Origin of the sequence: Pseudomonas sp. MF6394, assembly GCF_002018845.1 — a bacterium.
Classification (GTDB): domain Bacteria; phylum Pseudomonadota; class Gammaproteobacteria; order Pseudomonadales; family Pseudomonadaceae; genus Aquipseudomonas; species Aquipseudomonas lactis.
Genome location: NZ_MVOJ01000044.1, coordinates 33896 through 44635 on the forward strand (window position 1 = coordinate 33896; position 10740 = coordinate 44635).

Here is a 10740-nt window from a genome sequence, read left to right on the forward strand (position 1 = left end):
ATGCGGATAAATAGCACTTAATAACGATTGGGCAGGTGCGTCAACGCAAGGGGTCGTTTTCGGTGAATAGGGGTCGTAAATGCGCAGGTTATTCCCAGGCGCCCAAGTCCACGCAGCGTGCGGACGAAGGCGGCTGTTTGCCATAGGCCAGAAAATCCCCCAGCCAGCGGCTCACACAGCCGTCAGCGCCTGCGCGTGGCGATTCCTTGAGCAAGAGCTGTTCCACACCGGTGGCAAGTGGTTCGCCAGGCTCGGTATTGATCAGCACCATGCGCCCGACGCGTTCGGGAAACAACGTGCCGTAGCGGCTGCCCAGGCGGGTGGCCGCGGCGTTGCCCAGGTAGTTAAGGCGCGCCTCGCCCAGTTGCCCACGCACGAATTCCATATCTTGCGCGGCCTGTTCCACGCCGTTGCCTTGGCGCAGGTCGCGGGTGCTCAGCTCGATTACGTCATAACGGTCGACCAGGGTGCGATAGGCGTGGGTGGCAAGCGACTCCCAGCGACTGGCCAGGTGAAGGACGAACGGTGCGCCTTTGGCCTGTTGGGGGTCGCCGGCCTGGATGAACACCACACCTTCACGGTTGAGCGGCTGCCGTGCGCCTACCCGTGTCACGCTCAGGCGTATGCGGCCGCGCTGGGGTGCGGCATGGTCGCGGGGCACGCTGACCAGGCCGCATTGGGTGCGGCCAACCACTTCCGGGTCCAGGCGCGTGGTTGCAGTGAGGGGGCAGTCCAGCAGCCAGTCGATCGCGGTGGGCGCGATCAAGGGCTCGGCCAGCGCCAGGTGTGTGATCAGCCAGCCGCCAACGCAGGCCAGGCCTTTTACAACAACGCTGGGTTTCATCATGAGGTCCCGGGCATCCGTGTGATAACGGCTTTTTTACCAAGGACCTTGGGGTGGAAAATGTAAGGTGAAGAAACAACTCATGTATGAAATATGAGTTTCGTTTATCAGATACCGGTGTTCCAGCCACCGCCTAACGCCTTGTACAGGGCGATGCTGGCTTGCAGGCGCGACAGGCGCAGCAGCACGTTCTGGTCCTGGGCGTCGTACAGGGTGCGTTGGGTTTCCAGTACCGTGAGCAGGTCTTCGGCGCCGGCCTCATAGCGGCTTTGGGCAATCTGGAAGGCGGTCTGCGCCTGTTGCAGTTCCTCGGTTTGCCACTGGCGTTGCTGGTCCAGGCGGGTGATGCTGCTGAGGGCTTTTTCTACATCGGCAAAACCGTTGATGATCGCCCCGCGGTAGGTTTGCAGCAGTTCATCCTGGCGTGCCCGAGCCTTGTCGCGCTCGGCGCTCAGCCGGCCATTGTTGAAGATCGGCGCCATCAGGCCTGAGGTCAGGGTGTAGAAGGGACTGCGCAGGATCTCTTCGGCCTTGGACGCGCCCGAGCCGAGCGTTGCGCCCAACGTCACCGTCGGCAGCATGGCCGCACGGGCCACCGCGACGTCGGCACTGGCCGCCGCCAACTGGGCCTCGGCCTGGGCGGGGTCGGGGCGCCGGCTCAATAACTGGCTGGGCACACCGGGCCCGATGCTCGGCCAGCTCAGTGCCTGGAAGGGTTCTGTGCCCAACTCCAGAGCCTGCACGGGCTGGCCGAGCAAGGCGGCGAGGGTGATCTGCGATTCTTCCGCCGATTGCTCGATCAGTGGCAGTTGCCGTTGCTGACCGGCCACCAGGCTTTTCTGTTGCGCCAGTTCCAGGGCCGTGGCGGAACCGGCATCAAAGCGGGTCTGCACCAGGTTCAGTACATTGCGCGCATTCGCCAGGTTGAGCTCGGCAATCTGCAAGCGCTGGCGGGCGGCCAGGGTTTGCGCGTAGCGGTCGGCGACGTTGCTGAGTAGGGTCAGCTCCACGTTGGCCTGATCGAACTCACTGGCCTGCAGGCTGTGCACGGCGCTGTCGCGGGCAGCGGCGCGGCCACCCCAGAAGTCGATTTCGTAGCTGGCCGTGAGGTTGGCATCATAGTTGGTGACGGTCCTGTTGCTCTCGGTGGCGTCCAGCTCCGAGTTGCCGCTGCCGCGCAACAGCCGTTGACGGCTGGCGCCGAGGTTGAACTTCAGCTCCGGCAACAACGGTGCACCGGCGATCACCGCCGTGGCCTGGGCCTGGCGGACACGCGCCATGGCGGCCGCTACGTCGAAGCTGTCACGGCGGGCCTGGTCGATCAGGCGGTTCAACGCCGGGCTGCCAAACTGCGTCCACCAGCGTTGGTTGGTGGCCTGGTTTGCCTCACGTTCGGCATAGTGCCAGGCGGCGGGCGCAGCGATGCCGCTATCGATGGCGGGTGGGTTAGCGCCACAGGCCGTGAGCAACAGGCACAGGCTGAGCGCTGACAACGGCGGGGTGATGGATCGTTTATTCACTGGTCAACGCCTTAACCGGATCGAGCCGGGCAGCTTTACGGGCCGGCATAAAGCCGAATACGACGCCGGTGACCAGCGCACAGCCAAACGCACCGAGCACCGCCACCAGGGAAAACTGCACCGCCACTTCAGCCAGTACCAGCACGCCGCCCACCAGCAAGGCCAGGGCAATACCGAACAGGCCACCGACCACCGAAAGCATCACCGCTTCGGTGAGGAACTGGCGCAGGATGTCGCGCTGGCGTGCCCCGGTGGCCATGCGGATGCCGATTTCACGGGTGCGTTCGCGCACGGTCATCAACATGATATTCATCACGCCGATGCCGCCCACCAACAGCGAAATCGCGGCAATCGAGCCGAGCATCAGCGACAGGGTGTTCTGGGTACGCGCTTCGGCCTGGATCATCGCGGCATTGTTGGTCAACTCGTAGTCGCGCTTGCCGTTGTGCAACTTCAACATCAATTGGTCGATGGCGCGTTCGGCTTCATGCACCTTGCGCGCATCGGTGGTGGCAATCGCCACGTATTCGGGGTTGTAGCTGCCGAACAGGCGGACACTGGCGGCGCTGTAGGGAATGGCGACACGGTCGTCACTGTCCTTGTTGCCGGAGCTTGAGCCTTTTTCCGCCAGTACGCCGACCACCTGGAAGGGCACGTTCTCGATCAGGATGTACTGGCCGATGGGGTTGGCCACGTCCTTGAACAACTTTTGGCGGATGCGTGCGCCAATCACGGCGACTGTGGCGGCGGCGCGTTCGTCGGCCTCGGTGAAATAGCTGCCCTCGACCACCGGCCAGTTGAAGATCTCCGGGAAGTTGGTGTCGTTGCCCCCCACGTAAGCCATATAGTCGACGTTGCCGAAGCGCACACCCGCGTCGGTGCCGTTGACGGGCATGATGCGCTTGACCTGAGGCAGCGTCGCCAGGGCGGCGACGTCGTTGAGGGACACAATCCCCAGCGGCGTACGCGGGTTGGGCGAAGAACCGCTGAGGTAGATGATATTGGAACCGAACGCGCCCATCTGCGCCATGACCTGGCGCTTGCTGCCTTCGCCCACCGCCAGCATCACCACCACCGACGCGACGCCGATGATGATGCCCAGCAGCGTCAGCGCCGTGCGAAAACGGTTGATCCACATCACCCGCCAGGCGGCTTGCACCGCGTCCAGCAATTCGGCTTTCCAGGCACCGTTGTGCTCGGCGCCGTCGGCCAGGCGTTGGCGCAGGTCCACGGCGTGCAAGGCGCCGGCCGCCAGGCTGGGTATGGCCGCGCGGGTGTCAGCCGAATCGCTGATGATCTGGCCGTCGCGAATCTCGATGATGCGGTTGGCCCGCGCCGCCACTTCACGGTCGTGGGTAATCAGGATGACCACATGGCCCTGGCTCGCCAGTTCGTCGAGCAAGGCCATGACCTCCGCGCCGCTGTGGCTGTCGAGGGCGCCGGTGGGTTCATCGGCGAGGATGATATGGCCGCCGTTCATCAGGGCGCGGGCGATGGACACCCGTTGCTGTTGCCCACCGGACAACTGGTGCGGCCGATTGCCGGTGCGTTCGGCCAGGCCCAGGCGGGTGAGCAGGGCGCGTGCGCGGGCATGACGCTCGGTGGCGCTGATGCCGGCATAGATCGCCGGCATCTCGACGTTTTCCTGGGCGGAGCCTGAGGGAATCAAATGGTAGCCCTGGAACACAAAACCGAAGGCTTCACGGCGCAGCCAGGCCAGTTCGTCGCTGCCCAGGTGGGCGACGTTTTCCCCGGCGAACAGGTAGTCGCCCTCGGTGGGGCGGTCGAGGCAGCCGAGGATGTTCATCAGCGTCGATTTACCCGAGCCCGACGCGCCGACAATGGCGACGAACTCGCCGGCATGGATCGACAGGTCAATGCCACGCAACACATCGACCTGCGGGCTGTCGCCGCCGCCGTAGGATTTGCGCAGGCCTTTGAGTTCAATCAGCGGCGTGGTCAATTCAGCCCCCATGGCTGTCAGCCGGGCCGATCAACAGGTGGTCGCCCTCGTTCAGCCCGCCGAGTACTTCGACGCGCAGGCGGTCGCTGATGCCCAGGCGCACTTCGCGGTCTTCGATGGCACCGTTTTTGGCCACCACCCGGGCGATTTGCGCTGCGGAGCCAGGCACGCCTTGCAAGGCTGCGACCGGTACGGTGAGGGCATCTTTAACCTGGCTTGCGACGAAAAAGACCTGGGTGGTCATCTCGGCCATCAGCGCGTTGTCGGCGTTGTCTACGTCGAGCAGCACCGTGTACAGCACCACTCGGCCAGTGCCGCTCTTGCTGGTACTGCTCGGGCTGCCGTTGCTCTGGGTTTCGTTCAAGGGCTTGGGCGGGATCGGCAGGATCTGGCGCACGGTGCTGGTCCAGCGCCGGCTGCCACCGCTCAGGGTGGTGAAATACGCGCTCATGCCGGGTTTGACATGGCCGATGTCGGCTTCGGAAACTTCCGCCCACACCGTCATGGGCGACAGCTTGGCGATGCGCAGGATCAGCGGGGTTTGCTGTTGCGCGTTGAGGGTCTGGCCGACGCGTGCGTCCACGGCCACCACGGTGCCGGTCATCGGCGCGTAGATGCGTGTGTAGCCCAACTCGGCCTCATCGCTGCGCAGGCTGGCCTGGGCCTGGCGGATCTGTGCCTGGAACATCTCGACCCGTGCCTGGGTCGCGTTGAGTTCAGCCTTGGCGGTCTGCACGTCTTCTTCGCGGGTGGCGTTGCCGGCACTCAGGCGCTGCTGGCGCTGGTACTTCTGGCGGGCGAGTTGATGCTGGGCTTTCTGCTCCTGCAACTGGGCCTGCAGGTTTTCGATGGCATAGCGGCTGGCGTCGAGCTTGGCTTTTTGCGTGGCGGGGTCGATCTCCACCAGCAACTGGCCCTCTTGGACCTGGTCGCCGGCCTCGACGTGGATCTTGCGGATCTGTCCGGAGGCCTGGGCGCCGACGTCCACATAGCGTCGCGGTTGCAGGGTGCCCAGGGCGGTGACGCTGTTTTCGATGTCGGCGCGGGTCACGGTGACGGTGGCCAGGGCGTCGCGGCCCGGCGTCAAGCCCTGCCAGGTGGCAAACGCAACGATGGGAATCAGGCACGCCACCACAAGCAGGGCGCGTCGGGCAGGTCGAGGGCGTTTCATCGGTAGCTTCCAGCCAGGAAAGTTCGGGGCGCAGTCGCGCAGAGCTGACAGGTAAACGAGGAAAATGCCCGGGAATTTAGGCTGTTACATAAGTAGTTACAGCTCAGTGGGAGAAAAAATTCAACCGCTGACGAGAGAGTTCTTTAAAAGTAGATGAGAATTACTATAAATTGCACACGCTCAAACTGCCATCATCGGTGATGGCAAAACCGCCATTGGTTGCGGGTGCATTCAGGTAAGGGGATGTGCTCTTGGGTTTTTCGCGAGCAAGCTCGCTCCTACAGGGTGGGCGTCGTTGGTATTAAGGCCGTGGGGTCAGGAGTCATGGTGGAAAACTACTATCGCGAGCTGGTGTGTTTCCTCAACGCCAAGCTGGGCAACCGTCAGGTGGCCGAAGATGTGGTGCATGACGCTTATGTGCGGGTGCTGGAGCGTGTAAGCGACAACCCGATCGAACAACCCCGCGCCTTCCTGTACCGCACCGCCTTGAACCTGGTGATCGACGGCCATCGGCGCAACGCCTTGCGCCAGGCCGAGCCCCTGGAGGTGCTGGACAGCGAAGAACGCTTCGCCGCCTGTTCACCCCACGCCAGCCACGACCAGGGCCAGCGCCTGGAGATGCTCGAACGCGCCCTGGCCGAGTTGCCGGCGGCCTGTCGCGACAGTTTCCTGTTGCGCAAACTCGAAGGCCTGTCCCACCTGCAAATCGCCGAACGCCTGGGCATTTCCCGCAGCCTGGTGGAAAAACACATCGTCAACGCGATGAAGCACTGCCGGGTGCGTATGCGTGAGTGGGAAGCGCACTGATCGCCAGTTAGTTAAATTTTATTTCACTGTCCTCGTTTCCTATCAACACACGGCCTGTTGTTCAGGCCATGAAGGTATTCCCGCCCCATCGCCAAGGGGCTTATCCAGAGGACACTGGAATGACACAGGCAATTGCTTCGCCCGCGGTTCATGACCTGATCGGGATCGGTTTCGGCCCTTCGAACCTGGCGCTGGCCATCGCCCTGCAGGAGCGTGAAAAGGCCCAGGGCAAGCTGGACGTGCTGTTTCTCGACAAACAAGCCGACTACCGCTGGCACGGCAATACCCTGGTCACCCAGAGCGAACTGCAGATTTCCTTCCTCAAGGACCTGGTGACCCTGCGCAACCCCACCAGCCCGTATTCCTTCGTCAACTACCTCAAGACCCACGACCGCCTGGTGGACTTCATCAACCTGGGCACCTTCTACCCCTGCCGCATGGAGTACAACGACTACCTGCGCTGGGTGGCGGGGCAGTTCCAGGCCCAGGCCAACTACGGTGAAGAAGTGCTGGCCATCGAGCCGATCCTGCATCAGCAGCAGGTCGAGGCCTTGCGCGTGATCTCCCGCGATGCCCACGGCGAGCAGCATGTGCGCACCACTCGTTCGGTGGTGGTCAGCGCCGGTGGCACGCCGCGCGTCCCCGACGCCTTCAAGGCGCTCAAGGGCGACAGCCGGGTGTTCCACCATTCCCAATACCTGGAGCGCATGGCCAACCAGCCGTGTGTAGACGGCAAGCCGATGCGCATCGCCGTGATCGGCGGTGGCCAGAGCGCGGCCGAAGCCTTTATCGACCTCAATGACAGCTTCCCGTCGGTGCAGGTCGACATGATCCTGCGCGGCTCGGCGCTCAAGCCGGCCGACGACAGCCCGTTCGTCAACGAAGTGTTCTCGCCGGCCTTTACGGACCTGGTATTCCAGCAAGTCGGTGCCGAGCGTGAGCGTTTGGTCGCCGAATATCAGAACACCAACTACTCGGTGGTGGACCTGGACCTGATCGAGCGCATCTACGGGATTTTCTACCGCCAGAAAGTCTCCGGCATCGCCCGCCAGGCGTTCCGTACCCTCACCGTGGTAGAGAAAGCCACCCCTGGCCCGCTGGGCATCGAACTGGCCCTGCGCAATACCGCCACTGGCGAAACCAGCCTTAACCATTACGACGCGGTGATCCTGGCCACCGGCTACGAGCGCCAGATGCACCGTGAGCTGCTGGCGCCGCTGGAGGCCTACATGGGCGACTTTGAGGTGGCCCGCGACTACCGCATCGTCACCGACGAACGCTGCAAGGCCGGCATCTATATCCAGGGCTTCAGCCAGGCCAGCCATGGCTTGAGCGATACCTTGCTGTCGGTGCTGCCGATTCGGGCGGATGAGATTGCGGCGTCGCTGTATGAGCACGATCGAAACCGCGACAAGGGACGTTCGGTGCAGGACCTGCTCCTGGCTACTGCCAGCTGACCGATCCCCTGTAGGAGCGAGCTTGCTCGCGAAGAACGTCAACGATAACGCGCCTCATCTGGATGAACGCGGCGCTCTTGCCTTCTTCGCAAGCAAGCTCGCTCCTACAGACGGCACTTGTGACAAGGTGTGGCTATTGGTACTGTACAAAAAACCAGTATCGGTAGCCCTCCATGCAGTTGATCGAAAAACTCAGCATCCTCGCCGACGCCGCCAAGTACGACGCGTCCTGCGCCAGCAGTGGCGCGCCCAAGCGCAGTTCCGAGGGCAAGGCGGGGCTGGGTTCCACCGATGGCATGGGCATTTGCCACAGTTACACGCCCGATGGCCGTTGCGTGTCGTTGCTCAAGGTGTTGCTCACCAACTTCTGCCTCTACGACTGCCAATACTGCGTCAACCGCCGCTCCAGCGACGTGCCCCGTGCGCGCTTCAGCCCGGAGGAGGTGGTCACCCTGACCCTGGATTTCTACAAGCGCAATTGCGTCAGCGGGCTGTTCCTCAGTTCCGGCATCATCCGTTCGTCGGACTACACCATGGAACAACTGGTGCGAGTCGCCAAACTGCTGCGCGAAGAGCATGACTTTCGCGGCTATATCCACCTCAAGACCATCCCCGATGCCGACCCGGCCTTGATCGCCGAGGCTGGCCGTTATGCCGATCGCCTCAGCGTGAACATCGAACTGCCCACCGACGCCAGCCTGCAAACCCTGGCGCCCGAGAAGCAGATTGGCTCGATCAAGCAGGCCATGCAGACCATTTACACCGGCGAACAGACGGTGCTCAACGAACCCCGCGCGCCACGTTTCGCCCCGGCCGGGCAAAGCACGCAGATGATTGTCGGCGCCGACGACACCGACGACAGCACCATCTTGCACGGTGCCGAGGCGTTGTACGGCAATTTCAAGTTGCGCCGCGTGTATTACTCAGCGTTCAGCCCCATCCCCAATAGCCCGAAAAGCGTGCCTTTAGCTGCGCCGCCGCTGATGCGTGAGCACCGCTTGTACCAGGCGGACTTCCTGCTGCGCAGTTACGGTTTCCGCGCCAATGAGCTGTTCGCCGGCCCCGGCGACCTGGCACTGGATATCGACCCCAAGCTGGCCTGGGCCCTGGAGCATCGTGAGGTGTTCCCCCTGGACCTGAACCGCGCCGAGCCGACCCTGATCGCACGTATCCCCGGCATCGGCCTGCGCACCACCCAGCGCCTGGTCGACCTGCGTCGTGAACGCAAGATCCGCTTCGAAGACCTGGCGCGCATGCGCTGCGTGTTGGCCAAGGCCAAGCCGTTTTTCATCACCAGCGACTACCACCCGCAACAGGCCGACAGCACCAGCGTGTTGCTGCGTGAACAACTGCGTGATCGACCGCAGCCGCAACAGATGGGGCTGTGGGGATGATCAGCCTGGAATGCGACAACCTGTTCAGCACCTGGCGCGAACAGGCACGCTGGTTGCTCAGCCATCAGGTCGACCCCAGCCAGGTCAGCTGGGGCCAGATGCAGGCGGCGGACCTGTTCGCCACCGATGAACCGATCCCGCCAGGGTTGGGGCCGTTTCAGGCGCGCATACCCAAGGCGCTGTTGCAATTACTGGAGTCCGCCGCCTGTTATCACGGTGATCAACGCTGGAGCCTGTTGTATGAAGTGCTGTGGCGGGTCAGCCATGGTGATCGCACGGCCATGCTCGCGGGGGACAAGCTTGGCAGCGAGTTGCAGCGGCGCATCAAGCAAGTTAGCCGAGAGGCTCACCACTTGCATGCGTTTGTGCGCTTCATCGCGCTGCCGGCCGGGGCCGGGCCGGAACTGCCGGAGTACGTGGCCTGGCATGAGCCGGCCCATGACATTCTCAAGAGCGCCAGCGAGCACTTTGTCGGGCGCATGGGCCGCCACCGCTGGATGATCGCCACGCCCCTGGACGGGGTGTATTACGACGGCGAACAACTGATTCATCAGCGCCAGTGCCCCGAAGCCTGGCAGCAACTGGCACAGAATGTCGAAGACCCCCACAGCGCCATGTGGCTGACCTACTACAGCCACATCTTCAACCCGGCACGGTTGAATCCCAAGGTGATGGAAGGGCATTTGCCCAGCCGCTTCTGGAAGAACTTGCCGGAAGGCAAGTTGATCCCGGGGTTGATCAGCGAAGCGCGTACGGGCAAGCAGAAAGATGGGCAGGCGAAGCTGGTGGGGGCCAAGCCAGGCAAAAGAATTGCAAACCCGGTCAATGTGGGAGCTGGCTTGTCTGCGATGGCGGTCGAGCAGTCAGAGGTGGGGTGACTGATGCACCGCTATCGCAGCATGGGTACCTACACAACTTGGTGGGCTGTAGCAGCAGACGGTAACCACGATGCGAAGCGAGTCGCTCTTGATCTTGCTCTTGATCTGCTTGTGATCTTGATCTCAGGCGCCCCGTCAAACCACGCTGGCCGGAATTCGACAGTGATTTGGGGGGTAAACCGGCAGGGATGCCGGTTTAGCCGCCCCGCGCCATGGATGGCGCGTGGCGGCGGCCCCCCAAATCACTGGCGGATTACGGGCACACAGAGACTAAGCGAGGTGCCGAGTGGTGGGGCAAGAGCGTTTTGCTTACTTTTGCGCTGTTCAAAAGTGAGCCGCCGTCAGGGCGGAACCCTAAGTGGCCGTTACCTAAATAACGGATATGCACCCGGTCCAACTGTGTTGACCGTCAGGCCGCCTTCGCGAGCAAGCCCGCTCCCACAGTTTGACCGCGGGGTATCAGGGAGGCAGGTGTCGGCTGTCAGGCCGCCATCGCAGGCAAGCCAGCTCCCACACAAGCCACACACAAACCAGCTGGATCAGGCCAGTTCAGTCGCGGTGTTCTTGACCACCGCCAACTCCGGATGCGCCACCAACTTATCAATGTGCAACTCATCATTGTTCAACCAGGTCTCGGTCAGCACCCGATAATGCTCCATGTCGCGGCACCGCATGCGCAGGCTGTAGTCGAACGGCCCGCTGATCA

General features: G+C 62.9%; 8 protein-coding genes and 1 pseudogene. 4 read left to right on the forward strand and 5 right to left on the reverse strand.

The genetic code is table 11. The features are described from left to right. Positions 1 to 88 precede the first annotated feature (88 nt). From MF6394_RS30135 to MF6394_RS30150, 4 genes are all read right to left on the reverse strand, one after another. Complete coding sequence (locus tag MF6394_RS30135; protein WP_078468138.1) at positions 89 to 844, reverse strand: proteinase; 756 nt, start codon at positions 842 to 844, stop codon at positions 89 to 91. Positions 845 to 951: 107 nt separating this feature from the next. Then, the gene (locus tag MF6394_RS30140) at positions 952 to 2364 is read right to left on the reverse strand and encodes an efflux transporter outer membrane subunit (RefSeq protein WP_078468133.1); all 1413 of its coding nucleotides are present in this window, start codon (positions 2362 to 2364) and stop codon (positions 952 to 954) included. Continuing rightward, positions 2357 to 4339 (reverse strand): MacB family efflux pump subunit, encoded by a 1983-nt coding sequence (locus MF6394_RS30145; protein WP_161952187.1) that lies wholly within the window; start codon positions 4337 to 4339, stop codon positions 2357 to 2359. Before MF6394_RS30145 ends, MF6394_RS30140 begins: the two co-directional genes overlap by 8 nt. Next, positions 4329 to 5498 carry an efflux RND transporter periplasmic adaptor subunit gene (locus MF6394_RS30150; RefSeq protein WP_034134278.1) on the reverse strand — a complete coding sequence of 390 codons (1170 nt, stop codon included), beginning with the start codon at positions 5496 to 5498 and terminating at the stop codon, positions 4329 to 4331. Before MF6394_RS30150 ends, MF6394_RS30145 begins: the two co-directional genes overlap by 11 nt. Positions 5499 to 5822: 324 nt before the next feature. Here MF6394_RS30150 and MF6394_RS30155 point away from each other — a divergent pair, with 324 nt between their 5' ends. The 4 genes from MF6394_RS30155 to MF6394_RS30170 all read left to right on the forward strand — a co-directional run bounded on the left by MF6394_RS30155 (position 5823) and on the right by MF6394_RS30170 (position 10034). Next, entirely contained in the window at positions 5823 to 6305 is a 483-nt protein-coding gene (locus MF6394_RS30155) for a sigma-70 family RNA polymerase sigma factor (RefSeq protein WP_069558655.1), read from the forward strand. A 119-nt stretch (positions 6306 to 6424) separates the two neighbouring features. Continuing rightward, positions 6425 to 7762 (forward strand): lysine N(6)-hydroxylase/L-ornithine N(5)-oxygenase family protein, encoded by a 1338-nt coding sequence (locus MF6394_RS30160; protein ID WP_078468134.1) that lies wholly within the window; start codon positions 6425 to 6427, stop codon positions 7760 to 7762. Between the two features lie 173 nt (positions 7763 to 7935). Next, positions 7936 to 9156: a putative DNA modification/repair radical SAM protein gene (locus MF6394_RS30165; protein WP_078468135.1), complete on the forward strand. Its 1221-nt coding sequence runs from the start codon at positions 7936 to 7938 to the stop codon at positions 9154 to 9156. After that, positions 9153 to 10034, forward strand: a complete 882-nt coding sequence (locus MF6394_RS30170; protein ID WP_078468136.1) for a TIGR03915 family putative DNA repair protein — start codon at positions 9153 to 9155, stop codon at positions 10032 to 10034. Before MF6394_RS30165 ends, MF6394_RS30170 begins: the two co-directional genes overlap by 4 nt. A 539-nt stretch (positions 10035 to 10573) precedes the next feature. Here MF6394_RS30170 and MF6394_RS30175 read toward each other — a convergent pair. Continuing rightward, positions 10574 to 10740, reverse strand: a pseudogene (locus MF6394_RS30175) (Lrp/AsnC ligand binding domain-containing protein); the annotation flags it as partial.

What these genes read in the sequence shown, in the direction of transcription:
- MF6394_RS30135 (WP_078468138.1), bottom strand. Translation starts at nt 844, where the DNA reads ATGAAACCCAGCGTTGTTGTAAAAGGCCTGGCCTGCGTTGGCGGCTGG.
- MF6394_RS30145 (WP_161952187.1), bottom strand. Translation starts at nt 4,339, where the DNA reads ATGGGGGCTGAATTGACCACGCCGCTGATTGAACTCAAAGGCCTGCGC.
- MF6394_RS30150 (WP_034134278.1), bottom strand. Translation starts at nt 5,498, where the DNA reads ATGAAACGCCCTCGACCTGCCCGACGCGCCCTGCTTGTGGTGGCGTGC.
- MF6394_RS30155 (WP_069558655.1), top strand. Translation starts at nt 5,823, where the DNA reads ATGGTGGAAAACTACTATCGCGAGCTGGTGTGTTTCCTCAACGCCAAG.
- MF6394_RS30160 (WP_078468134.1), top strand. Translation starts at nt 6,425, where the DNA reads ATGACACAGGCAATTGCTTCGCCCGCGGTTCATGACCTGATCGGGATC.
- MF6394_RS30165 (WP_078468135.1), top strand. Translation starts at nt 7,936, where the DNA reads ATGCAGTTGATCGAAAAACTCAGCATCCTCGCCGACGCCGCCAAGTAC.
- MF6394_RS30170 (WP_078468136.1), top strand. Translation starts at nt 9,153, where the DNA reads ATGATCAGCCTGGAATGCGACAACCTGTTCAGCACCTGGCGCGAACAG.